At 72.7% G+C, this 24,029-nt stretch carries 23 protein-coding genes; 12 read left to right on the top strand and 11 right to left on the bottom strand.

Going from position 1 to position 24,029, the window contains the following annotated elements:
* Positions 1-158: 158 nt before the first annotated feature.
* From RBH18_RS18550 to RBH18_RS18535, 4 genes are all read right to left on the bottom strand, one after another.
* On the bottom strand, positions 159-362 hold the full coding sequence (locus tag RBH18_RS18550; protein WP_305786210.1) for a hypothetical protein: 204 nt from the start codon (positions 360-362) through the stop codon (positions 159-161).
* 179 nt (positions 363-541) lie between these two features.
* Positions 542-1,603: an anthranilate phosphoribosyltransferase gene (gene trpD, locus RBH18_RS18545; protein WP_306209418.1), complete on the bottom strand. Its 1,062-nt coding sequence runs from the start codon at positions 1,601-1,603 to the stop codon at positions 542-544.
* Between the two features lie 121 nt (positions 1,604-1,724).
* The gene (locus RBH18_RS18540) at positions 1,725-2,171 is read right to left on the bottom strand and encodes a hypothetical protein (protein ID WP_306209416.1); all 447 of its coding nucleotides are present in this window, start codon (positions 2,169-2,171) and stop codon (positions 1,725-1,727) included.
* 56 nt (positions 2,172-2,227) lie between these two features.
* Entirely contained in the window at positions 2,228-3,271 is a 1,044-nt protein-coding gene (locus RBH18_RS18535) for a cytochrome c oxidase assembly protein (protein ID WP_306209414.1), read from the bottom strand.
* A gap of 109 nt (positions 3,272-3,380) precedes the next feature.
* On the opposite strand from RBH18_RS18535, the gene ctaE reads away from it, so the two are divergent.
* Genes ctaE through qcrB form a run of 4 tightly spaced genes read left to right on the top strand, consistent with a single transcriptional unit; the run spans position 3,381 to position 7,601 of the window.
* A complete protein-coding gene (ctaE, locus tag RBH18_RS18530; protein WP_306209412.1) occupies positions 3,381-3,980 on the top strand; it encodes an aa3-type cytochrome oxidase subunit III in 600 nt (199 codons plus the stop codon).
* Between the two features lie 50 nt (positions 3,981-4,030).
* Positions 4,031-4,879 (top strand): cytochrome bc1 complex diheme cytochrome c subunit, encoded by an 849-nt coding sequence (gene qcrC, locus RBH18_RS18525; RefSeq protein WP_306209410.1) that lies wholly within the window; start codon positions 4,031-4,033, stop codon positions 4,877-4,879.
* The gene (qcrA, locus tag RBH18_RS18520) at positions 4,876-5,985 is read left to right on the top strand and encodes a cytochrome bc1 complex Rieske iron-sulfur subunit (protein ID WP_306209408.1); all 1,110 of its coding nucleotides are present in this window, start codon (positions 4,876-4,878) and stop codon (positions 5,983-5,985) included. Before qcrC ends, qcrA begins: the two co-directional genes overlap by 4 nt.
* Positions 5,982-7,601 (top strand): cytochrome bc1 complex cytochrome b subunit, encoded by a 1,620-nt coding sequence (gene qcrB, locus RBH18_RS18515; protein WP_306209406.1) that lies wholly within the window; start codon positions 5,982-5,984, stop codon positions 7,599-7,601. The genes qcrA and qcrB overlap by 4 nt, the downstream gene beginning before the upstream one ends.
* Before the next feature lie 367 nt (positions 7,602-7,968).
* Here the strand turns inward: qcrB and RBH18_RS18510 are convergent, their stop codons facing one another.
* The 5 genes from RBH18_RS18510 to RBH18_RS18490 all read right to left on the bottom strand — a co-directional run bounded on the left by RBH18_RS18510 (position 7,969) and on the right by RBH18_RS18490 (position 13,409).
* Positions 7,969-8,256, bottom strand: a complete 288-nt coding sequence (locus RBH18_RS18510) for an Lrp/AsnC family transcriptional regulator (protein ID WP_305786218.1) — start codon at positions 8,254-8,256, stop codon at positions 7,969-7,971.
* 79 nt (positions 8,257-8,335) lie between these two features.
* Positions 8,336-9,157, bottom strand: coding sequence for a sugar phosphate nucleotidyltransferase (locus RBH18_RS18505; RefSeq protein WP_306209402.1), 822 nt, complete (start codon positions 9,155-9,157; stop codon positions 8,336-8,338).
* 43 nt (positions 9,158-9,200) lie between these two features.
* Positions 9,201-9,707, bottom strand: a complete 507-nt coding sequence (locus RBH18_RS18500; protein WP_306209400.1) for an NUDIX domain-containing protein — start codon at positions 9,705-9,707, stop codon at positions 9,201-9,203.
* A gap of 32 nt (positions 9,708-9,739) precedes the next feature.
* Complete coding sequence (locus tag RBH18_RS18495; protein WP_306209398.1) at positions 9,740-11,512, bottom strand: RelA/SpoT family protein; 1,773 nt, start codon at positions 11,510-11,512, stop codon at positions 9,740-9,742.
* Positions 11,513-11,609: 97 nt separating this feature from the next.
* Positions 11,610-13,409 (bottom strand): DEDD exonuclease domain-containing protein, encoded by a 1,800-nt coding sequence (locus tag RBH18_RS18490; protein ID WP_306209396.1) that lies wholly within the window; start codon positions 13,407-13,409, stop codon positions 11,610-11,612.
* Between the two features lie 103 nt (positions 13,410-13,512).
* Here RBH18_RS18490 and RBH18_RS18485 point away from each other — a divergent pair, with 103 nt between their 5' ends.
* The 6 genes from RBH18_RS18485 to RBH18_RS18460 all read left to right on the top strand — a co-directional run bounded on the left by RBH18_RS18485 (position 13,513) and on the right by RBH18_RS18460 (position 20,253).
* On the top strand, positions 13,513-14,868 hold the full coding sequence (locus RBH18_RS18485; protein WP_306209394.1) for an NYN domain-containing protein: 1,356 nt from the start codon (positions 13,513-13,515) through the stop codon (positions 14,866-14,868).
* 105 nt (positions 14,869-14,973) lie between these two features.
* The gene (locus RBH18_RS18480; RefSeq protein WP_306209392.1) at positions 14,974-15,195 is read left to right on the top strand and encodes a hypothetical protein; all 222 of its coding nucleotides are present in this window, start codon (positions 14,974-14,976) and stop codon (positions 15,193-15,195) included.
* 176 nt (positions 15,196-15,371) lie between these two features.
* Entirely contained in the window at positions 15,372-16,628 is a 1,257-nt protein-coding gene (locus RBH18_RS18475; protein ID WP_306209390.1) for a M48 family metallopeptidase, read from the top strand.
* Positions 16,625-17,866 (top strand): glycosyltransferase family 4 protein, encoded by a 1,242-nt coding sequence (locus RBH18_RS18470; RefSeq protein ID WP_306209388.1) that lies wholly within the window; start codon positions 16,625-16,627, stop codon positions 17,864-17,866. The genes RBH18_RS18475 and RBH18_RS18470 overlap by 4 nt, the downstream gene beginning before the upstream one ends.
* A 159-nt stretch (positions 17,867-18,025) precedes the next feature.
* Positions 18,026-19,924 carry an ABC transporter ATP-binding protein gene (locus RBH18_RS18465; RefSeq protein ID WP_306209385.1) on the top strand — a complete coding sequence of 633 codons (1,899 nt, stop codon included), beginning with the start codon at positions 18,026-18,028 and terminating at the stop codon, positions 19,922-19,924.
* Between the two features lie 14 nt (positions 19,925-19,938).
* Positions 19,939-20,253, top strand: a complete 315-nt coding sequence (locus RBH18_RS18460) for a TlpA family protein disulfide reductase (protein ID WP_306209382.1) — start codon at positions 19,939-19,941, stop codon at positions 20,251-20,253.
* A gap of 123 nt (positions 20,254-20,376) precedes the next feature.
* Here RBH18_RS18460 and RBH18_RS18455 read toward each other — a convergent pair whose 3' ends face one another.
* Entirely contained in the window at positions 20,377-21,045 is a 669-nt protein-coding gene (locus tag RBH18_RS18455) for a response regulator transcription factor (RefSeq protein ID WP_023359837.1), read from the bottom strand.
* Positions 21,046-21,052: 7 nt separating this feature from the next.
* A complete protein-coding gene (locus tag RBH18_RS18450) occupies positions 21,053-22,744 on the bottom strand; it encodes a GAF domain-containing sensor histidine kinase (protein WP_372338938.1) in 1,692 nt (563 codons plus the stop codon).
* 103 nt (positions 22,745-22,847) lie between these two features.
* Here RBH18_RS18450 and RBH18_RS18445 point away from each other — a divergent pair, with 103 nt between their 5' ends.
* Together RBH18_RS18445 and RBH18_RS18440 are read left to right on the top strand one after the other, a co-directional pair.
* On the top strand, positions 22,848-23,291 hold the full coding sequence (locus RBH18_RS18445) for an SRPBCC family protein (protein WP_306209374.1): 444 nt from the start codon (positions 22,848-22,850) through the stop codon (positions 23,289-23,291).
* Between the two features lie 13 nt (positions 23,292-23,304).
* Positions 23,305-24,029: hypothetical protein (locus RBH18_RS18440; protein WP_306209372.1), on the top strand; the 725-nt coding region annotated here is incomplete at its 3' end.

Genomic DNA, 24,029 nt, shown 5'->3' with positions numbered 1-24,029 from the left:
AAAGCTCATCGCCCCAGTGCGCAGGCGCCCGAGGGCGTGCTGACGAGGCGGGTGGCCCCCTGGTGCGCCCAGGGAGACGTTGCGGGGCTGAGAGGCGCGTGGGCGGCCGGAAGAGGGGCCGCCCTCCCCGGTGGCCGGGGCGGGCGGCGGAAGGCGGCTCAGGCGGCTGTGCGCTGGAGCGGGGCGACCCGGTTGCCGTTGGGGCGCAGCCAGACGCGGATCTCCAGGGGCGCCAGGATCTCGGCGGCACCGCAGCGGGTACAGACGAGCTCGGGGCAGTCGTCGTGTCCGTCGGTGCACGGCGGCACCTCGAACGGCATCTCGGCGTCGCAGAGGACGCAGCGCAGCTCTCGTTCGTCCACGGGTGGCTCCTCTTCGTCGGAAGGTGGAATTACCCGAATGTCATTCAAACGTTGTCACGACTCCGCCGGGCAATGGTGGGACGTCGCCCCGGCGTGTTGGGACAAATCGGATGTCCGGCCGTCGCGGACAGGGTTTCCTCCATGTCTCTGCTGTGGTCGTCGGTGGGGGCGGGCCGGGCCTACTGCTCGGCGGCCTTGGCCCGCTTGGCGGCCTCGACCCACGTGCCGAGCAGGGCCGTGGCGGCGCCGGAGTCCACCGTACTCGCGGCGCGGTCGATGCCCGCCCGCATGGCCTCGCCGAAGGAACCGGGGAAGCCGTCGTGCGCGGCGAAGGCGGCGGCCGCGTTGAGCAGGACGGCGTCGCGGACCGGGCCCTTCTCGCCCGCGAACACGCGCAGCGCCGCGCCGGCGTTGAACTCGGCGTCACCGCCGCGCAGGGCGCCCGGGGCGCTGCGGGGGAGGCCGAACTCCTCGGCGTCGACCAGCGACTCCGTCACCTCGCCGTCGCGGACCAGCCAGACCCGGGTGGGCGCGGCCGTCGTGAACTCGTCGAGGCCGTCCTCGCCCCGCATGACCAGGGCGGAGTCGCCGCGGCGGGCGAACACCTCGGCCATCACCGGGGCCATCCGCAGGTCGAAGCAGCCGACCGCGGCGTTGCGGGGGCGGGCCGGGTTGGACAGCGGGCCGAGGAAGTTGAAGAACGTGGGGTGGCCCAGCTCGCGGCGCGGGACCGACGCGTGGCGCATGCCCGGGTGGTAGCGGGCCGCGAAGCAGAACCCGACGCCCGCCTCGGCGACGGTGCGGCGCACGCCCCCGGGGCCCAGGTCGAGCGGGATGCCGAAGTACTCGAGCAGGTCGGCCGTGCCGCACGCCGACGAGGCCGCGCGGTTGCCGTGCTTGACGACCGTCACCCCGGCGGCGGCCACGATGATCGCGGCCATCGTGGAGATGTTGACGGTGTGGGCGCGGTCGCCGCCGGTGCCGACCACGTCGACGGCGTCCGCCCGGGTCTCCTCCGGCAGGTCCACCGGCGTGGCGTTGGCGATCATGGCGTCGACCAGGCCGGACAGCTCGGCGGGCGTCTCACCCTTGGCGCGCAGCGCGATCGCGAAGCCGGCGATCTGCACCGGGGTGGCGTTGCCCGCCATGATCTCGCCCATGGCCCAGGCCGTGTGCTCCCGGGGCAGCTCCTCGGCGCGCAGCAGCGTGCCGAGCAGATCGGGCCAGGTGGGCGTGGCCATGGGGGCCTCCGGGGGGAGCGAGCGGATCGGGGTTCAAACCTCGGCGCGGATCACCTGGCCTGTGCAGGCCAGGATGGCGGCCGGGAAAACCCGGGCCCGGCGGACCGGACCCGGGCCGGGATCAGGCGAGCTTGCCCAGGGTGCCGAGCGGCACCGCGCCGGAGCGGCGGGCGCGCAGCATGCCGGCCACCGTGCGGCCGGTGGTCACCGGGTCGAGCGGGAAGGTCAGCGTCTCGTCGACCTGGGCGAAGGCGGCGAGCCACCGGTCCGCCGCGCGGGCGATGACGACGCAGGTGGGCGGCGGGTCCGCATACTCGTCCTTGGTCTGCCGGGCGATGCCGAGGCCGCCCGCGGGGCTCGCCTCGCCGTCCAGGACCATCAGGTCGATCTCGTACTCGTCGAGGAGCCGGCGGCAGTCCTCCCACGTCGACGCGTCGACGAACTCCACGGTCAGGTCCGCGGCGGGGCGGATGCCGATCGCCAGGCGGATCTTGTCGCGGACGGCGCTGTCGTCGCTGTAGAGCAGGACGGTGTAGGTGCTCGGCTCGGTCTTGCTGGCATCACTCATATTGATCTGCCCCGGCTTCCGACGCTCGTAGATGCCCGCTGATGGTACCCGCCCGGTCACTCGGGGTCGGTGCGTGGTCCGGTCGTGGCGTGCGGGTTTGTGATCTTGCTCGCCGCGCCGGGCGACGTGGCCTGCGTCTCTTCCGTCTCTTCCGTCACATCGGACGTGGCGGGCGGATCCGCGGCCGCGGCCGCCTCCTCCGCCTCCGCCCGGTCCAGGGCGCGGTCGACCCGGCGGGCCTCGCGCTCGGACTGCTTGATCCACTGCAGGACCAGGATGCCGAGCATCGTGACGCTCACGATCTCGCCGCCCGCCCACAGGATGCCGCCCGCCGTGACCTGGTCGCTGTGCGGATCCATCCAGCTCAGGTGCAGGTTCGGGTACCAGTCGCCGCCCAGCAGGTCCTTGCTCTGCATGATCGTCAGGCCGAGCACCGTGTGGAACGGCACGGACAGGACCATGAGCAGGGCGCGAGCCGGGTACGGCCACCTGTTCGGCAGCGGGTCGAGCCCCAGCAGCGGCCAGAAGAACAGGCAGCCCGTCACGATGAAGTGCACGTGGATGAACTCGTGCAGCCAGGCGTGCTCGAGCGTGGCCCGGTAGAGCCCCGTGAAGTAGAGGACGAACGGGTTCGCGATGAAGATGCCGAACGCCACCAGCGGGAACGTCAGCACCCGGACGTACCGGCTGTGGACGATCGCGAGCAGCACCTTGCGCCCGTCCTTGGGCAGCGTGCGCAGCGCCAGCGTCATCGGGGCGCCCAGGGCCAGGAAGATCGGGCCCACCATGGACAACACCATGTGCTGCACCATGTGCACGCTGAGCAGCGTGGTGTCGTACGCCTCGATGCCGGTCACCGTGACGGCCGCGATCGACCCCAGCCCGCCGGCGAGGAACGCCGCGGTGCGGCCCGCCGGCCAGTGGTCGCCGCGCTGCCTGAGGCGGTGCACGCCGTACAGGTAGAGCGCCGCCGCGACCAGCAGGAAGAGCGCGATCAGGCTGGTCAGCCGGATCTCGGTGAAGATGGCGCCGACGGTGAACGGCGGGGGGACAGTATCGCCCGCCGGCGCCGCGAGCGTGGCCGTTTCGACGTGTTGCACCACTTCAGGCTATGCCCGGACGGGGTGCGCGCGTTCTACCGGGCCACGACACACACCGGATTAGGCCCCCCGCGACACGTTGAGGTGATCGCGGGGCAATAATGAGCCCGTGACAGCGGCCTCAGCCATCGACAAGAGCCGGATCCACTCGCTGACCCGACCCAACATGGTCAGCGTCGGGACCATCGTGTGGCTCTCCAGTGAGCTCATGTTCTTCGCGGCGTTGTTCGCCATGTACTTCGCGATCCGCGCAGCTGACTACAGCATGTGGGAAGAGCACACCGAAGCTCTCAAGATCCCGTACGCGACGACGTTCACGGTGATCCTCGTGCTCTCGTCCGTCACCTGCCAGCTCGGCGTGTTCGCGGCGGAGAAGGGTGACGTGTTCGCGCTGCGGCGCTGGTTCACGATCACTTTCGTCATGGGCCTGATCTTCGTGCTCGGCCAGGCGAACGAGTACCGCAATCTCGTCCACGAGGGCATCAAGCTCAACGGCGACGGGTACGGCTCGATGTTCTACCTGACGACCGGGTTCCACGGTCTGCACGTGACCGGCGGGCTCATCGCCTTCATCGTCTACATGATCCGCACGACCATGGGCCGCTTCACGCCGGCCCAGGCGACCTCGGCGATCGTGGTGTCGTACTACTGGCACTTCGTCGATGTCGTGTGGATCGCGCTGTTCGCCATGATCTATTGGCTGCAGTAGCCCGCCGCCGTCCGTGAGTTTCAAGGTCAACACCCAGAGGGACACAGCCCATGACTTCTGACACCCCCGCCGGACGGCGCTTCCGGGTGTTCACCCGGCGGCGTTCCGCGCCCAGCCGGGCTCGCCGGCGTATCGGTGCAGCGGTCCGCATGCTGGCCGCGCTCGCCCTGGCCGGAGGCGTCTACACCGCCTTCGCGCCCGGCGCCTTCGCCGAGGACGACCGGCAGCTCTCCACCGCGGCCCAGGAGGGCAAGGCCCTCTTCGACAACAGCTGCATCACGTGCCACGGTCGCAATGCCGAGGGCGTCGAGGGCCGCGGTCCGAGCCTCATCGGCGTCGGCTCCGCGTCCGTGGAGTTCCAGGTGGGCACCGGCCGCATGCCGATGACCCGCCAGGAGGCCCAGGCCGAGCAGAAGCGCCCGGTCTTCGACGAGACGCAGACCAAGCAGCTGGGGCAGTACATCCAGGAGCTCGGCGGCGGCCCGGAGATCCCGGCCGGCTCGCTGACCAAGGACGTCGAGTCCGACCCCGAGGCGCTGTCCAACGGTGGTGAGCTGTTCCGGCTCAACTGCTCGCAGTGCCACGGCTTCGGCGGCGCAGGCGGCGCGCTCTCGTCCGGCAAGTTCGCGCCCAGCCTGCACGACCCGACGGCCGAGCAGATCTACGGCGCCATGCTCACCGGCCCGCAGAACATGCCGGTCTTCGGTGACAACGAGCTGACACCGAGCGAGAAGCAGGACATCATCACCTACATCTCGTTGCAGCTCCAGGAGGACACCGACCCGGGCGGCCTGTTCGACCTGGGCGGCTACGGACCGTCGACCGAGGGTCTGGCGATCTTCGTGGTCGGCATCACGCTCCTGGTCTTCGCGGCGCTGTGGATTGCGGGGAAGTCATGACCGTCACGCACGGTGGGTCGCACGGCACGAGCACCGGCACCGAGCCGGTCGACGTCAACGACCCCAAGCTGTCGCGCTTCGACATCGTCCGTGAGGGCGCCCGGCGCGACGACATCGAGATCGTCACGTACGAGTCGCAGTTCGACGGGCAGAACTCCAAGGCGGAGAAGCGCATCGTGCGCAACATCGCCCTGCTGTTCCTCGTCTCCGGCCTCTTCGCGCTGGCCTTCGTGGTCGCCTTCATCGTGTGGCCCTGGCGTGCCGAGCTGGGCCGCTCGATGGGCGACTACTTCACCCCGGTCCTGGGCATCACGCTCGGCCTCTCGCTCTTCCTCCTGGGCATCGCGATCCTCGCCTGGGCCAAGAAGCTGCTGCCGCACGAGGTCTCGATCCAGGACCGGCACAACCAGCCCTCCAGCGACGACGACCGGCTGATCACCGGCCAGACCATGGTCTACATGGTCGACGAGCTGGGCGTGCAGCGCCGGCCGCTGCTCAAGGGCGCGATCGCCCTGGGCCTGGCCCCGCTGGGCGTGGCCGCGGCCGCCCCGCTGATCGGTGGCCTCATCGAGAACCCGCACAAGGGTGACGAGCCGATGATGTACCACACCGGCTTCGACCCCGTGAGCAACAACGGTCAGCTCGTCCGCCTCACCCGGCAGGACGGCTCGCCGGTCCGGCCCGACGACGTGAGCGTCGGCGGCCAGATCACGGTCTTCCCGGGCATTCCGCACGGCGCGACCAACGAGCACGCCGACTCGCCCACCCTGCTCGTGCACCTGCGCGCCGACGACGCCGAGCGCACCCGCTCCGCCGCCGAGGGCGACGAGGTGAACAAGGGCGGCATGTGGGGCAACTACGTCGCCTACTCGAAGATCTGCACCCACGCCGGCTGCCCGGCCAGCCTCTACGAGCAGCAGACCAACCGTCTGCTCTGCCCGTGCCACCAGTCACAGTTCCTCATCACCGACAACGCGCGCCCGATCTTCGGTCCGGCCAGCCGCCGCCTGCCCATGCTGCCCCTCGAGGTGGACGAGGAAGGCTTCTTCGTGGCAAGGTCGGACTTCCGGGAAGCTGTCGGACCCGACTTCTGGGAGCGGCCATGAAACGCCGGAAGCTGGACCTGGCCCAGGTCCCCGCTAACATCGGCAAGGGTGTCGACGACCGTTTCCAGGCCGCCACCCCCCTGCGCGGACTGCTGAACAAGGTCTTCCCCGACCACTGGTCGTTCCTGCTCGGCGAGATCGCGCTGTTCTCGTTCGTCGTGCTGCTGCTGAGCGGCGTGTTCCTGACGCTGTTCTTCGACCCGTCCATGCGCGAGGTCGCCTACGACGGGCCCTACACGGCGCTGCGTGGCACCGAGATGTCCGCGGCCTACGCGTCGTCGCTGCACCTGTCGTTCGAGGTGCGCGGCGGCCTGTTCATGCGGCAGATGCACCACTGGGCGGCGCTGCTGTTCATGGCGTCCATCGTGATCCACATGGCCCGCGTGTTCTTCACCGGCGCGTTCCGCAAGCCGCGCGAGGCCAACTGGACGATCGGCGTCATCCTCTTCCTGCTCGGCTTCTTCGCCGGCTTCACCGGCTACTCGCTGCCGGACGACGGCCTCTCCGGCACGGGCCTGCGCATCGCCTCGGCGATCATGCTGTCCATCCCGGTGATCGGCACCTGGCTCTCGGCGGCGGTCTTCGGCGGGGAGTACCCGGGCGAGCTGATCATCGGCCGGTTCTACATCGCGCACGTGCTGCTGATCCCGGGCGGCCTGCTCGCCCTGATCGCGGCGCACCTGGGCATCGTCTTCAAGCAGAAGCACACCCAGTGGCCGGGCCCGATGCGGACCAACGACAACGTCGTGGGCGAGCGCATGTTCCCGCGTTACGCGCTCAAGCAGGGCGGCTTCTTCATGGCCGTCTTCGGCACGATCGCGCTGATGGCCGGCCTCTTCCAGATCAACCCGATCTGGCTGTTCGGCCCCTACCGCGCGGCCGAGGTCTCCTCGGCGAGCCAGCCCGACTGGTACGTCATGTTCATGGACGGCCTGGTCCGGCTCATGCCCGCCTGGCAGATCGACATCCCGATCGGTGACGGCTATGTGATCCCGCCGCTGTTCTGGCCCGCCGTGGTCGGCCTCGGCGCGCTGTTCACGCTGCCGATGCTCTACCCGAGCATGGAGGCGCGGCGGCTCAAGGACCACAAGAGCCACCACATCCTGCAGCGCCCGCGGGACGCGCCCGAGCGCACCGGTGTCGGCGCGATGGCCTTCACGTTCTTCATGGTGGCCACGATCTCCGGCGCCAACGACGTCATCGCCGACAAGTTCCACATCAGCCTCAACGCGATGACCTGGGCGGGCCGCATCGGCCTGATCCTGCTGCCCCCGCTGGCCTACTACATCTCCGTCCGCATCTGCCTCGGTCTGCAGCAGCACGACCGCGAGGTGCTGGCGCACGGTGTGGAGACCGGCATCATCCGGCGCCTGCCGAACGGCAAGTTCGAGGAGGTCCACCAGCCGCTCGGCCCGGTGGACGACCACGGCCACCCGCTCCCGCTGGACTACGCCGGCTGGGTCGTCCCGAAGAAGATGAACCGCCTCGGCGCCCTGGCGCCCGCGGTCAAGGGCTTCTTCTTCCCGGTCGAGAAGCCGGTCGAGGCGCCGGTGTCCCCGGCCGTCCCGCCGGTGAGCGGCCCGGGCACCCGCGAGGAGATCACCTCCGGCCGCTGAGGTCACGCACGTCGAGAACGGGGTCCCCGATCGGGGGCCCCGTTTTCTGCGTTCCGGCCCCCACGGATCCGCCGGCTGCCCCGCCCTCTCCTCCGCTGGCTGTCCGCCCTCTCCTCCGCCGGCTCACCCTCTCCCTCGGCCTCTGGCACGCCCTCGGATGCGCCGTCAGACGGGGAGAGCCGCCTCGCTGTGCGACTCCCCGAGCGCTCGCACGGTCGACCGGGGAGCGCCGGACGGCCGGATGCTCCGTCGCCGCTCGACCGGGGTGGGTGGGCTCTGCGCGATCGAGGGTCGGCGCGGCTCGGTCGAGGGCCGGCGCGGCTCGGTCGAGGCGGGTCGGGGCTCGGCCGGGGCGGGGCGGTGTCGCTCAGTCGGCGTCGGGGAGGCCGATGGCGAAGGCGTCCTCCAGGTCGTGGCGGGAGTAGGCGCGGAAGGCGATGTAGGTCTCCGTGTTCACGACGCCGGGCGTCTTGGAGATGCGGCCCGCGATCACTTCGGCGATGTCGTCGAACTTCGGGACGCGCACGATGGCGATCAGGTCCGCGCCGCCGGCCACGGAGTAGACCTCGCTGACCCCGGGCGTCGCCGCGAGGGCCTCGGCCACCTCGGGGATCTGGTCGGTGGCGCAGTCGATGTGCACGATGGCGGTGTTCACGCGGGCTCCTTTGATCGGCGTCGCTTCATGCTAGGACAGGGCCTGGTCAGCGGGAGGGCCGGCGACGCGGCAGAGTCCATCAGGCAGGCGCGGACACGGTCATGTCGGTGCCGGCGCGGATGACGGCGGTGAGGAGCTCGCCGGGGGCGACGGTGGCGCCGGGCCAGATGACGCTGCGGGTCACCTGGCCGGCGACGGTGGCGCCGGCGCCGATGACGGACTGCGTGGCGTGACCGGTGACGACCGCCGTGGGGTCGGTCGTGCCGGCGGCCGCGTGGAGGTTGGCGGCCAGGTAGTCGGCGGGGGTGCCCGTGTCGATGTAGCGGCCGGCGTACCGGATCAGGGAGAGGTCTCCCGCCGCCTCCGCGGGGCGCCAGACGGTCCGGACCAGGTCGGAGAACGCGGGGGTGAGGTCGCGGACCAGGCGCCACGGGAGCAGCGAGAAGCCCGCGAAGCACTCGCCGCCGAACTCGCCCGCGCGGCCGGGGCGGGGGGCCGTGGTCAGCATGCGGACCGAGTCGCCGTCCCAGCCGTCGAGCAGCGCGGCGATGTCCTTGCCCGGCGCGCGGTCGGGGTCGGCGAGGTAGGCGTCCGCGTTGCCGACCAGGACGCCGCGGCCGTCGATCCAGTCGCGGAGCAGGCCGACGCCGCCCGAGGTGCCCAGCGGGCCGTCCGGCTCGACGGAGACGTGCGCGCGGGTGCCGACGTGGGCCACCACCTGCTCGCCCAGGTAGGCGGCGTTGACAGCCGCCGGCAGGCCCAGGGCCTCCACGCGCTGCAGGGCACGGTCGAGGAGGGCGACGTTGCCGACCGGGCACAGGGCCTTGGGCAGCAGGGTCGTGAGGGGACGCAGCCGCTGCCCCTCGCCGGCCGCGAGGATGATCGCGCAGACCTCGGACATCACGAAGCCGCGCGGGCGGAGCGGACGGTGGGGATGCCGGGCATCAGGACGCGGCCCGGGGACCGATGCCGTACACGCCGAGGACCTTCGCCGTGTTGGGGGTGAGCTTGGGCAGGTCGTCGAGGGCGAACCAGCCGGCCTCGATGACCTCGCCGCCGTCCACGATCAGCTCGGTGGTGGAGGCCGGGACCGAGCCGGTGAACATCATGTCGACCCAGCCCTTGGCGTGCACGATGGCGTTGGGCGTGGCGGGCGTCAGGTCGTCGGGGTCGATCCGGACGCCGGACTCCTCGTGCAGCTCGCGGGCGGCGCCGACGTGCGGCGGCTCGGCCTTCTTGAGCAGGCCGGCGGGCAGGCCCCAGGCGCGGCCCGGCGGCTGGCGCAGCAGCAGGAGGCGGCCCGGCTCGGGCGCCTCCGCGTCGGAGATCAGGCAGACCGCGCCGACCAGGTACTTCGGCACGACGAGCCGCACGATCCGCCGGCGCACCGGGTGCGGCAGGTTGTAGAACGCTCGATAGGCCGCACCGCGCACCCGTCGGGGAATCTTCACGGCGACAAGGCTATCGGTGATCGTCCAGCTGCCTAGTCCGGGTGGTCGACCAGGGCGATGAGCTGCTCGACCACCTGATCGGGCTCGAGGTTGCGCTCGGTCACGGCCACCAGCATGGTCTCCAGGTCGGGATAGCCGAGCTCCTCGGCCAGCCGCCGGAGCGGCACCTCGCTGGCCAGCCCGCGGTCGTGCTTGCGGAGCGTGAGGCCGATCGTGGCGCGGCCCAGCCGGACCTTGTCCTGGATGCTGATGCCCGGCGCGTTCTCCTCGGAGAAGTGCCGCTTGATCTGCATCTGCGCCTGGGTCGACTTGACGAACTCGAGCCACTCCTTGCGGGGGCCCTTCTGCGCGCCGGGCGCCGCGGGCACCTGGCCCTCGTTCTCCGAGAAGATCTCCACGACGTCCCCGTCGCGGAGCTCCGAGCTCAGCGGGGCGAGCCGGCCGTTGATGGTCGCGGCGAGCGTCTGGTCACCCTTGTCGGGATGCAGCTCGTACGCCAGGTCGACCGGCGTGGACCCGGACGGCAGCTCGACCATCCGGCCCTTCGCGAAGACCGTGATCTGCGCCTCGGACAGGTCGCAGCGCAGCGAGGCGAGGAACTGGCTCGCGTCGGTCGCCTCCTCCTGCCAGTCGAGCACGCGCTTGAGCCACGTGAGCTGGTCCTGACCCGGCGAGGCCATGTCGGACTTGGGGAAGCGGTAGCCGGTGGCCACGCCGTACTCCGCGCACTGGTGCATCGAGACCGTCCGGATGAGGACCTCGACCAGGCGCCCCTCCGGGCCGGTCACCGTGGTGTGCAGCGAGCGGTACAGGTTGTTCTTCGGGGTGGCGATGAAGTCCTTGAAGCGGCCGGCGACCGGTCGCCACTGCCCGTGGATCGCACCGAGCGCGGCGTAACAGTCGGTCTCCGGGCCGTCCACCACCACCGCGATGCGGGGCAGGTCGAAGGGGACGGCGTGCCCGCCCGCGACCGTGTCCTTCCAGATCGAGTAGTAGTGCCGCGGCCGGGGGGTGACCTCGGCGTCGACGCGGGACCGGCGCAGGGCCGTGCGGGCCTTGGCGGTGACGTCGGCGAGGTATTCGTGCCACCCCGGGCGGTTCTTCACATGCTCGTCGATGCGCGCGTAGGAGTCGGGCTCCAGGTGGTAGAGCACCACGTCGTCGAGGTCGCGCTTGAGGGCCTGGATGCCGAGGCGGTCGCAGAGCGGCACCAGCACGTCGAGGGTGGCCGTGGCGATGCGGGCGCGCGAGGCGGGGGAGCGGGCGCCGAGCGTGCGCATGTTGTGCAGGCGGTCGGCGAGCTTGATCACCAGCACCCGGACGTCCTTGCCGGCCGCGACGATCATCTTGCGGATGGTCTCGCCCTCGGCCGCCTTGCCGTAGAACGCCTTGTCGAACTTGGTCACGCCGTCGACGAGATGGCTCACCTCGGGGCCGAAGTCGCCGTGCAGCGTCTCCAGCGTGTAGGCCGTGTCCTCGACGGTGTCGTGCAGCAGGGCGGCGACCAGCGTCGTCGTGTCCATCCCCAGCTCGGCGCAGATCTGCGCGACCGCGAGCGGGTGGGTGATGTAGGGGTCGCCGCTCTTGCGGAACTGGCCGCGGTGCATGTTCTCCGCGACCGCGTAGCTGCGGCGCAGGACCGCGGCGTCGGCGGTCGGATGGACTGCGCGATGGGTCCGGGTCAGAGTGGTGACCGGGTCGTCGTCGTTGCCCTGGAAGCTGAGGAAGGACCGGAGCCGCCGCGCGAGCGGCGTCGCAGGCAAGGCACGTCCCAGCGCGGCGCCGTGGCCGGCGTCGACGTCCACTCGGACACCTCCTCACCGATCGCCCGCGCACCGGGCGCGGGATCGCCACTTCTCCCGGCTTGCCCCTACCCAGATCCGGACGGGCCAACCGAGTTCCCTACAGCCTAAGCGAGCGAGCGTCGTCCGAACGGTCAGTTACCGATGAGCGAACGGATGAGTCTCTTCTCGACGACGCGGCTTCCGCCCTGGTGAGAAGGCTAGTGAACCGCGCAGCGCCACGCGCCGGTGACACCCAGTCGCCGGAAACTTCCACCAGCCGGGTGTCCGGCCGGTCGAGCCACGCGAGGATCTTTTCCGTCTCCTCGGCGCTCGCCGCGGGCACCGGCCCCGGTCCCGGTAGGACTGTCTCGGCCGTCGCCAGCGCCATGTCCAGGGTAGGCCGGGGGTGGACCCGGGGCGGCGAGGAGGCCGCCGCGGCGAGCCGGCCGTGCCGGACCACGGCGATGTCCCAGCCCAGCGCGTCGTTGCGCCGGGCGGCCACCAGCTCGCCGATCCGGGTCAGCGCGCCCAGCCGCTGCATGCGCACGACCGCGCGGAGCAGGGCGACGAGCCGGGATCGGAGCACCGCCGCCTCCTCGTAGCGCTGCCGCTCCGACAGGCCCTCGATGCGCGCCATCAACGCGTCGACCAGCGGCTGGGGGTCGCCGTGGGTGGCCGTCCGGAACGGATCGGCGGCGGTGGCCGCGTACTCCTCGGGGGTGATCAGGTGCTCGCACGGCGCCGGGCATCTCCCCAGCTCGGCCAGCGCGCAGGCCGCGGTCTTGGTGCGCAGCGAGAGCTTGTGCGTGCACTGGCGCAAGGGGACGGCGTCGTAGACCGCCGCGGCCGCGAGCTCGGCGGTGCGGCGCGACGAGAACGGGCCCAGATAGGACGCGCCGTCCTCGGCCAGCTGCCGGACCACCGACAACCGGGGGTACGGCTCGGCGGTCAGCTTGAGCCAGACGACGCGCTCGGGATATTTGGACCGGCGGTTGTACGGCGGCGCGTGCGACGCGATGAGACGCAGCTCACGGACCTCGGCCTCGAGCGGGTGCGCGCACTCGACCGCCTCGACCCGGGTCGCCGCGGCGATCATCTCGGACATCCGGGCGCGTTTCTCCGCGGCCGTGAAGTAGCTGCGCACGCGCTTGGCGATGTCGACGGACGTGCCCACATAGAGCGGGCGGTCGTCGGCGGCCCGGAAGACATAGACCCCCGGCACGTGCGGCAGGTCGTCGGCGAGGTGCCGCTTGCGCCGCTGGGCGGGCGTGATGACCTTGGCGAACTCGATCGCGTCGCCGAGCGTGTGCACCTTGAAGCTGCCGAGCCGCTCGATCAGCCCGTGCAGCACGTCGACGGTGGCCCGCGCGTCGTCGAGGGCCCGGTGGCTGGGCGTGACGGCCGCCCCGAAGAACTGCGCCAGCGTGCCCAGCTTGCGGTTGGGCACCTCGTCGCGGGTCAGGGCCCGGCGGGCCAGCGCCGCGGTGTCCACCACCCGCGGATTCGGCCAGGTGTAGCCGTGCCGGGCGCAGGCCGCCTTCAGGAACCCCACGTCGTACGGCGCGTTGTGCGCGACCAGCACCGCACCGCGCAGGAACTCCAGCAGGCTGGGCAGCACCACCTCGATCGGCGGCGCCGGGGCCAGCATCGCCTCGGTGATGCCGGTCAGCACCGTGATGAACGGCGGCAGCGGCTCGCCCGGGTTGACCAGGGTCGCGAAGACTCCCAGCTCCTCGCCCGCGCGGACCTTGACCGCCCCGATCTCGGTGATCCCGCCGCCGTCCGGGGCGCCGCCCGTGGTCTCCAGGTCGAGCACCACGAACGTCGTGTCGCGCAGGGAGAGGGCGGCGGGATCGACCGAGCCGTCGGCGGTGAGGAGGGTGTCCAGAGTGCCCTGGACATATGCCGGTTGTGCCACGGCGGGCAGAGTAGAGGCAGGGTGTGACATTCCCCGGGCGCCGGCCGGAAACATCACTTGCCTCCGCAAGCTTTTTCCCTGCCCAGGGTGGAAGAATAGGAAGATGTCCGCGCCGTACGAGTCCGACGACCGCCCCGAGGAGGTGGCGGCGCCTCTCGACGAGCCCTCCCTCCCGGAGGCCGTGCGGCAGCGCATCACCACCCTGGCCGCCGCGGCGCTGCCCGGGCTGCCCGGCGAGGAGGTCCCGGTCGCGCTCCGGCGGGTCGCCCGCTTCGCCCCCCATCGGCGGGCCCGGCTGGGCGGGCAGGCCATCGCCGCGCAGCTCGCCGCGGACCCGCTCTTCCGCCAGCGGCTGGGCGGCAAGATCCTCACCGACGCCGGCGACCTCGGCGAGGCGGTCGCGGCCGGCATGGCCCCCGCCGCCGCCGACCCGGTCGAGGTGGCCGCGCTCGCCTATCTGGCCCGTCCCGAGAGCTGGCGCGAGCTGGTCGAGGCGGCCGGCGAGTCGGTGCGCGCCGAGGCCGACAGCGCCGCCGTGGCGAGCCAGATCCGCGAGGCCGAGCAGCGCGCCACCCGCGCCGAGCACGACCGGGCCGTCGCCAAGGTCGAGGCCGACAAGCTGCGCGACGAGCTGGCCCGGGTCCGCGAGGAGCTCGGCCAGCTGCGCGAGGAGGCCCGCAGCACCGCCCGTGCCCTGCGTGAGGCGCAGGCCGCCCACAAGCGCGCGACCGACCTGGTGGCCACCGAGAAGGGGCGCGCGGCCAAGGCCGCGGCGGAGCACGACGCCGAGGTGCGCCGGATGCGCGCGCGCCTCGCCGAGGCGGAGGCCCAGGCGGCGTCGGGCAGGCAGACGGTCAAGGACGCCCGGGCCGCCGGCGACGCCCGGCTCTGGCTGCTGCTCGAGACGATCGGGCAGGCGGCGACCGGGCTGCGGCGGGAGCTGGCGCTCGGCCCGGCGGACAAGCTGCCCGCCGACTTCGTGGCCGACCAGTCCGCCGACCGGCCCGGGGCGCTCGAGCGGTCCCGGCCCCGGGCGCAGGACACCGACGATCCCGGCCGGCTCGACCAGCTGCTCGGCCTGCCCCGCGCCCACCTGATCGTCGACGGCTACAACGTGACCAAGCGCGGCTTCGCCGAGATGTCGCTGGAGCAGCAGCGCAAGCGCCTGATCACCGGGCTGGGCGGGATCGCCGCGCAGACCGGCGACGAGGTGACCGTGGTCTTCGACGGCGCCGAGCGGGTGCACGGGCTGCCGCCCGCGCCGCGGGGCGTGCGGGTGCTCTTCTCGCACAAGGGCGACACCGCGGACGAGCTGATCCGGCAGCTGGTGCGGGCCGAGCCGGCGGGGCGCCCGCTGGTCGTCATCTCGTCGGACCGGGAGGTCGCGGACGGGGTGCGGCGGCACGGCGCCTACCCGATGGGGGCCGACTCGCTGCTGCGGCGGTTGTCGCGCGCGTAATTTTTGTCGTACCCCCCGCCTAGCGTGATGGTCACCGATGGTGGCCGGTCCGCGGCACGCACTTCCCCCGGATCGCGGCCGGGCCTCCGCCGGTGAGGAGGAAGGATGCTCATCGACTGTGGCCGCTGCCCCGGACGGGGGCGCGGATGCGAGGGTTGCCTGATCAAGACGCTGTCGGACACGCCCGACGGGCTCGCCGACCTGACGCCCGCGGAGCTGCGGGCGGTGGAGATGTTCGAGCTGGCGGGCTTCGACGTGGAGCTGCTGGAGACGCCGGAGCCGCCGGTGTCCGTGCCGCTGTTCCGCCCGCGCGGACACGTGGCGTGATCATTGTCCGCCCCGCCGCCCGGGCCGGCGGCGTTGTCCACAGGCGGGCGCAGGCCTGATCCGTTGTCCACAGGCCCGGTGGCGGCTCGCCCGGCGCCCGCTCCCGACGACCTAGGATGGGCGCTCATCGGCCGGATCTCCCGGCCGGGTCCGATCGGTCGGCGGGAGGTGGGCGTGTGACACCGCGTGGATGGGCTCTGTGTGCCCTGGGCGTGCTCGTGGTGGCGCTGGCCGCCTTCGCCGCGGCGACGATCCCCTGGCACCGGCCCCCGGCGCCCCGGGCCGACCAGGTGGCTGCGCTGCGGGAGTTCCCGGCCGGGCAGGTCGCGCGGGCGCGGGCCTTCCACGCGGCGCTGCGCCCGGCGACGTACGGGTCGATGGTCCTCGGCCTGGCCGCCGCGCTCGTGCTCGGGCTGACGCCGCTGGGGGCGCGGCTGGTGGCCCTGGCCGGGCGGCCGTTCGGCGACCACTGGATCGCGCGGGCCGTGCTGGGCGGGCTCCTGGTCGTGCTCGTGGTCGAGGTGCTGACCCTGCCGTTCGCGGCGTGGCGGCACCGCATCGTCGTGGAGTACGGCATCTCCACCCAGTCCTGGGGCGCCTGGGCGGTCGACCTCGCCAAGTCCTACGCGGTGGGGGCGGTGCTGGGCGGCGTCGTGCTGCTCGGCTTCTTCGCGGTGACCCGGTTCGCGCCGCGCTGGTGGTGGGCCTTCGGGGCGGCGGGCGCGGCGGTGCTCGTCGTGCTGCTGTCGTTCGTGCTGCCGGTGGTGGTCGAGCCGATCTTCAACAAGTTCACGCCGATGGCGGCGAGCCCGCTGCGCACCGAGCTGATGCAGCTGGCCGCGCGCGACGGCGTGCCGGTCAAGGACGTCCTGGTCGCCGACGCGTCCCGGCGCACCCGGGCGGTGAACGCCTACGTGTCGGGGTTCGGCCCCACCCGGCGGATCGTCGTCTACGACACCATGCTCACCGAGGCCACCCCGGAGGAGGTCGTCTCCGTCGCGGCGCACGAGCTGGGTCACGCCAAGCGCAACGACGTGCTGATCGGCACGGTGCTCGGGGCGCTGGGGGCGGCGACCTCGGTGGTGGTGCTCTTCCTGCTCGGATCGCTGGGGTGGCTGCTGCGCCGGGCGGGCGTCGAGTCGATGGCTGAGCCCCGGGCGATCGCGCTGCTGCTCGCGCTGGTGACCCTCGCGGGCCTGATCGGCGGCCCGGCGCAGGCCTTCGTGTCGCGGCGGGTCGAGGCCCGGGCCGACGCCCACGCCATGGACCTGACCGGCGAGCCGGAGACCATGGCCGCGATGCAGCGCCGGCTCGGCACCGTCAACCTGTCCGACCCGGACCCGCCGGCGTGGGAGCACGCGCTGACCGCGTCCCACCCGTCCACGGTGGAGCGCATCGCCGCGGCCGCCGCCTACGCACGAGGAGAACGATGAGCGGGCAAGCCGGCCGAGCCGGAGACGCCGGGCCGGGCGGAGACGCAGCCCGTGCCGGAGCGAGCGGCGAGACAGCGGCGGGCGGAGACGCCGGCCGGGCCGGAGCGGGCGGGCGGACGCTGCTGGTCACCAACGACTTCCCGCCGCGGCCCGGGGGCATCCAGCAGTTCGTGCACAACCTGGCGGTCCGCCGGCCGGCCGGGTCGGTCGTCGTCTACGCGTCCACGTGGCGCGGGGCGGAGAAGTTCGACGCCGAGCAGCCGTTCGAGGTCATCCGGGAGCAGACCGGGGTGCTGCTGCCCACGCCGGCGGTGGCCAAGCGGGCGGCGGAAATCGCACGGTCCCACGAGTGCGACTCGGTGTGGTTCGGGGCGGCGGCGCCGCTCGGGCTGCTGGCCGGCGGGCTGCGGCGGCGGGCCGGGATCGAGCGCGCCGTGGCGCTCACGCACGGGCACGAGATCGGCTGGGCGGCGCTGCCCGGCGCCCGGCAGCTGCTGCGGCGGATCGGCAGGGGCAACGACGTCGTCACCTACCTCACCGACTATCAGCGGGCCCGGCTCGGCAAGGCACTGGACGGGCTCACCACCCTCGAGCGGCTCACGCCGGGCGTGGACGTCGACGCGTACCACCCGGAGGTCGACGGGTCGGCGGTCCGGGCCCGGTGGGGCCTCGGCGACCGGCCGGTCGTGGTGTGCATCTCGCGGCTCGTGCCCCGCAAGGGCCAGGACATGCTCATCCGCGCGCTGCCCGAGGTGCGCCGGCGGGTGCCCGGGGCGGCGCTGCTGATCGTGAGCGGGGGGCCGTCGCGGAAGAAGCTGGCCGAGCTCGCGCGCTCGCAGGGCGTCGAGTCCGACGTGGTCTTCACCGGCTCGGTGCCGTGGGAGGAACTGCCGGCGCACTATGCCGCCGGCGACGTCTTCGCGATGCCGTGCCGGACCCGGGGCGCCGGGCTCGACGTCGAGGGGCTGGGCATCGTCTACCTGGAGGCGTCGGCCACCGGGCTGCCGGTCGTGGCCGGGGACTCGGGCGGCGCGCCGGACGCGGTGCGCGAGGGGGAGACGGGCTTCGTCGTCGGCGGGCGGGACGTGGCGGCGATCGCGGACCGGGTGGCGCGGCTGCTCGGCGACCGGGAGCTGGCCCGGCGGATGGGGGCGGCCGGGCGGGCGTGGGTCGAGGCGGAGTGGCGCTGGGAGACCAAGGCCGCGCGCCTGGGGGAGCTGCTGCGCGGGTCCGCTTAGTGCCAGATCGGGATGAATGGCGGTCACTCATCGTTGGTGGGTGGACGCTGTGCGTCAGATCGGGGTAGGAACGGCGGAGAGCCCATGGGACGGGAGCCGTCGATGCCCCACGCGAGTTCTCCAGAAGCTGCCGCCGATGCGCCGGACGGTGCGGGGCCGTTGACCGCCGCCTTGGAGAGTGACGAGGCGGACGGGGAGGAGGCCGAGCTCGCGCTGCCGTACTGGTTGCGCAGCACTGAGGAGGCCGCCAAGGCGAGCTTCCTGCAGATGTGCCGCCGGCTGCCGCGACTGCTGCGGGACGCCTGGTCGCTCGCGTGGCGGGCCGGGCCGCGGACCACGCTGGCGCTCGTCGTGTTCCAGCTGCTCGGCGGGGCGGCGAGCGCGGTCGGGCTGATCAGCGTGGTGGGCGTGTTCGACGGGCTGCTGCAGGCGGGCGCGACGCCGGAGCGGGTGCGGGCGGCCGTACCGTCGCTGCTCCTGCTGGTGGGGGCGCTGGCCGTGCGCGGGGCGCTGACCTCGGCCGCCGCCGCCGCGAACGGGCGGCTGTCGCCGCTGGTGTTCCAGGCGGCCGAGATGCGGCTGCTGGAGCTGACCACGGCGGTCGATCTGTCCACTTTTGACGACCCGGACTGGCGCGACGCCATGGAACGGGCGCGGGACCGGGGCATCGACGCCGGCCAGATGCTGGTCGACCGGGCCATCGAGCTCGGCACCCACCTCATCGGGCTGGTGGCGGCGGCGAGCGTGCTGGCGGTGCTGCACCCGGTGCTGCTGCCGCTGCTGGTCCTGGCCGTGGTACCCATCGCCTGGGCGGCGGTACGGTCGGCCCGGCTCGGCTACCGGCAGATGTTGAAGTTCATCACGGTGTGGCGGCGGCAGCGGATGCTCGCGTACCTGCTGGCGGCCCGGGAGCCCGCGGCCGAGCTGCGCGCCTTCACGGTCCGCGAGTTCCTGCTGGGCGAGATCCGGCGGCTGCTGACGGCGGCGACGCGGGAGGAGATCCGGCTCTCCACGCACCAGGTGCGGACGACCCTGGTCGGCAACTCGCTGAGCGCCGTGGCGACCGGGATCACGTACGCGGTGCTGCTCTGGCTGTTGTGGACCGGGCGCATGGAACTGGCCGCGGGCGGGGCGGCGGCGTACGCGATCAGCACCGGCATCGGGAAGCTGACCGAGCTGGCGTACAGCGCGAACAGGGTGTTCGAGCAGGGGCTCTACTTCTCCGACTTCCAGGGCTTCTGTGACCTGTCGCTGGCGCGCACCGAGCAGGACTCCGGGCGGGAGGCGCCGGAGGGCTTCGAGGAGATCCGGGTGGAGGGCGTGACGTTCCGCTATCCCGACGCCGAGCGGGCGGCCGTACGCGACGTCAGCATGACCCTGCGCCGCGGCCAGATCATCGCGCTGGTGGGCGAGAACGGCTCCGGCAAGTCGACGCTCGCCAGCCTGCTCGCCGGGCTCTACCGGCCCGAGGGCGGGCGGATCACCTGGGACGGGCGCGACCTCACCACGATCGACCCCGAGTCGATGCGCCGCCGCGTCGCCGTGGTCATGCAGGAGCCGACCCGCTGGCCGCTCTCGGCCCGGGAGACGATCACCATCGGCCGGTACGAACGGCAGGCGCACACCCCCGACATCCACGACGCCGCCCGGGCCGGCGACGCGCACGAGTTCGTGATGGAGCTGCCCCGCGAGTACCAGACCCTGCTGTCCCGGCACTTCACCGACGGCGCCGACCTCTCCGGCGGGCAGTGGCAGCGGCTGGCCGTGAGCCGGGCGTTCTACCGGGACGCGCCGCTGCTGATCTGCGACGAGCCCACGGCCAACCTCGACGCACGGGCCGAGCACGACATCTACAGCCGGCTGCGCGAGCTGGCCGCCGGCCGTACGGTGGTGCTCATCACGCACCGCATGGCCAGCGTCCGCGAGGCCGACCGGATCTACGTGTTCGACCACGGTGAGCTGGTCGAAGAGGGCGACCACGAGGCGTTGATGACGCTCGGCGGGAACTACGCGCAGCTGTTCACGCTGCAGGCCAGCGCCTATCAGGACGCCGCGTGAGGCACAGTTGTCCGGTGGAGATCGACGAGGGGCTGCTGGCCGGGCTGGGCGTGGAGCCGGGTGGGGTGACGCTGCTGCAGTTCTCGACGGCGTTCTGCGCGCCGTGCCGGGCGCTGCGGCGGGTCAGTGCGGAGGTCGCCGCGCTCGTGCCCGGGGTGCGGCATGTCGAGGTCGATGCGGAGAGTCACCTCGACGCGGTGCGAGCCCTGCGGATCGAGCAGACGCCGACGCTGCTGATCATCGGTCCGGACGGCGACGTGACCAAGCGGGCGGCCGGCGTGCCGACCAAGCCGCAACTGCTGACGGCCGTAGCCGCGGCAATGCCATGAGTGAAAATTGACGTGTCCGGACACGCCGCAGATGTCCGGTGAACGGCAATAGTCCACCCGAACGGGTGACAACAAGAACACCGCCGGTCCCCGAAGCGGGGGCCGGCGGTGCCGCGGACCGGATCAGAACTTGGGCGCGTCGGGGGCCTCGAGCAGCCCCAGCCGCAGGGCGGTCATGAGGGCCTGGGCCCGGTTGGCCGCGCCGAGCTTCTCGTAGAGCTTGGAGATGTGCGTCTTCGCCGTCGACTCGGAGACGAAGAGCTGCTTGGCGATGCCGGCCACGCTCATGCCGTCGGCGAGCAGGCGCAGCACCTGGCCCTCGCGCGGGGAGAGCTGCGGGCCGGAGGGGGCGAGGCGGCGCTTCATGGCCTCGGCGAGGTCGGCCGCGGTGAACGCGCTGGGCGCCGACGCCGCGTGCCGGGCGGCCGCCACGACCTCGTCCGCGGGGGCCGTCTTGGGGACGAAAGCGCTGGCCCCGGCCTCGAGCGCGCCGAAGAGCTGGTCGTCGCCCGCATACATGGTCAGCACCACGATGCCCATGTTCGCGTTGTTCTTGCGGAGGGCGCGCGTCGCCTCGAGGCCGCTGCCGTCGGGCAGGCGGAGGTCCATGATGACGACGTCGGGCTGGAGCGCGCCGGCCTGGCGGACGGCCTCGGCGGCCGTGGCGGCCTCGCCGACCACCTCGAACTGCCGGTCCCGCTCGAACGCGTGCCGCAGCCCCTTACGGATCAGGTCGTGATCGTCGACGAGCAGCACCTTGGTGCGGGTCGTCGGCATCGGACTGGTCGACATGCTCGGGTTACTCCCCTTCTGGTGCGGAAACGCTATCCCGCACGCTATCGCGCCGAGCGGAGGTTCCGAGCACTACCGCTACGGTTGTCCCGCTGGGGTGTCGCGGCCTGATCTCCAGCCGACCACGGATACGTTCCGCCCTCTCGGCCATGATCGCAAGGCCGTAGCGGCCGTCCGGCCGGTCGTCGGCGAAGCCCTTGCCGTCGTCGGAGACCTCGATCTCCGCGTACGGGGGATCGACCGTGCACGTGACCCACAGGTTCGAGGCGCCGGCGTGCTTGCGCGCGTTGGTGATCGCCTCCTGGGCGATGCGCAGCAGCTCGGCCTCCGTCGCGGCGGGCAGGCGCGCCGTGGACTCGTCGAAGGTGAAGTGGACGCGCAGGCCGGCCGAGGTGCCCAGCGTCCTCGCGTACTCGGCGATCGCCGCCGCCAGGCCGCCGTTGCGGTCCACCTCGGAGCGCAGCTCGAAGAGGCTCAGCCGCAGCTCGGTGATGACCCGGGTCACCTCGCTGCGCAGCGTGCGCAGCTCCTCGGCGGTCTCGTCGGCGCCCTCGGGCAGGGTCGCCTGGGCGTTGTCGATCCCGTAGCCGACCATGACGAGCTCCTGCGCGACGCCGTCGTGGATCTCCCGGGCGAGGCGCTGACGCTCCTCATTGGTCGCGAGCGAGCGCACCTCGTCGAAGAGCAGGGCGGCCTCGAGCCTGAGCGCGGCCGGTCCGGTCACGTCCGTGACCTTGGCGATCACCGGCGACGGGTACGCGCTCGCGGCGTCCGCCTCCAGCACGACCAGCCCGATCGTACGGACCCCGGCGACCAGCGGCACGACCAGCGACGACGCCTCCCCGCCCGCGTGCGACCGGGCCTGCGACCGGTTGGCCGTGATCGGGGTCTGCGAGGCCCACGCGTCGGCGATGGCGGAGTCGGCGTCGAGCGTGGTCTCCCAGTCGACCCGCTCGGCCCCCGACTGGGCCAGCACGACGAGGCGCCCGCCGCCACTGGCCGACAACACCGCCGTACGCGCCGCCGGGGCCACCGTGCGCAGCTCCTCCAGCAGGTGCTCCGAGATGCCGCCCGGGTCCAGCGTCGCCCCCGGCAGCGAACGAGCCACGCTGCGCAGCTGGGTCAGCAGGCGGGTGGCCTCCTCGTACGGCTGGGGCTGCGGCTCGGCCGGCGTCATGAACTGGCGCATGGTGTCCGCCGCGAAGGTCATGATCGCCCCGAGCACCAGCCACTGCGCGCCCGCGGCCAGATAGCCGAGCTGGGTGATCACCGCCGTGCCGTCGCCCACGATCAGGCCGCCGACGACCATCGCCACGGCGGCGACCCCGAGCAGGGCGGCGCCCTCGGTGGGACGGCGGCGCAGGGCCGCGGTGAGCAGCGGCACAGCCAGGTACGGGAGGACGGCCTCGGCGCCGAAGCCCACGTCGACGGTGCCCAGGGTGTTGGCTGCGGCCGCCACCGACCCGGCCGCCAGCCCGGTGATCGTCACCTCGGCGATCCGGCCCAGCGGCGCCGCGAACCGGTGGTCCGGGGCGAGCACCGCGGGCAGGGCGGCGACCAGCAACAATGCGATCCACCCGAGCTGTTTCGCGTCCTGCGTCGCGATCAGGGTGAGCGCGGTGACCAGGGCGAGCATGACGAGGCGGGCGGCCACGGCGAGCGGATGGAGGCGCAGGGGGGCGCTGGCTGAGGCGGGCACGTGACGGATCGTAGCCGCAGGGCCCGGGGCCTTGCCCGGCGGCGATGCGCCACCGGCGGGGGAGATCACCGCCCCGGGACCGGTACCGGGTAGCCTCCCAGCCATGGCGGACACGTCGACGCAGTCGATCCTCATCCAGGCCCCGCCGGCCGTCGTGGCCGCGGTGATCTGCGACTTCCCGCGCTATCCCGAGTGGGCCGACGCGGTCAAGGTGGCCGAGGTCGTCGAGGAGTACGAGGACGGCTACGCGGCGCGGGTGCGCTTCGTGATCGACGCCGGGCCGCTGGCCGACGACTACGAGCTCGATTACGCGTACGCGGAGGACCTGTCGCGCATCGAGTGGCATCTCGTGGCACCGTCGAAGGTGCAGAAGGCGCTGACCGGCTCCTACGACCTGGTCGCCGAGGGGGAGGGCGCGACGCGCGTCACGTACTCCCTGGAGGTCGAGCTGACCGTGGGCATGCTGGGGATGTTCAAGCGCAAGGCCGAGAAGATGATCATGGATACGGCGCTCAAGGAGCTCAAGCGCCGCGTCGAGAGCAAGTAACGGAGGCCGGGCCATGGCGGGGAGCACGGGAACGGCACGTGAAGAGGCCGAGCGGCTCGTCGCCACGGTGCTGGCGATGGCCTCGCAGATGAGCGGGTCCGGCGGGTCCGGCGGTTCGAGCGGGTCCGGAGACCCGAGCGGATCCGGCGATCCGGACAGGTCCGGTGACCTGGGCGGGTTCGGGGGGCTGGGCGGTCTCGGGGACCTGGTGACCGGGGCGATCGGGCGCATCACCGACGCCGTGAGTGGTGACTCTTCCGACAAATCGGGCGGGTCGGCCGCGCATCGGGGCGGGTGGTCGACCGGCTCGGCGGAGTGCTGCGTGTGCCCGATCTGTCGCGCCATGGCGTCGCTGCGGGACCCGAGCCCCGACACGGCGGCGAAGCTGGCCGCGGGTGCCGGCGACTTCGCCACCGGGGTGGCCAGTCTCATGCGGGCGTTCTCCGCGGTGAGTTCCGCGACGGGCTCGTCGAGGCCGAGGAGCGGCCCGGGCCGGGCCGAGCCGAGGAGCGGTCCCGTCCGGCCCGAGCCGACGCCCGACCAGTCGTGGTCCGCGGCCACCCGGGCGACCGCCGGACCGGTGCGCGAGGCCCCCGTCGACGAGGCCGGCGACCCGTGGGGAGCGGCCACCCGGCGCGACGCCGCGGCCGCACACGACAAACCGGCGGCGCCGAAGCCCGGACCTGCCGCGCCGCGCGACACCGCTGCGCCGCGCGACACCGCTGCGCCGCGCGACAC

The sequence above is a fragment of the Actinoplanes oryzae genome, from assembly GCF_030757795.1.
Lineage (GTDB): Bacteria > Actinomycetota > Actinomycetes > Mycobacteriales > Micromonosporaceae > Actinoplanes.
This window is presented reverse-complemented; position numbering and strand designations above follow the sequence as displayed.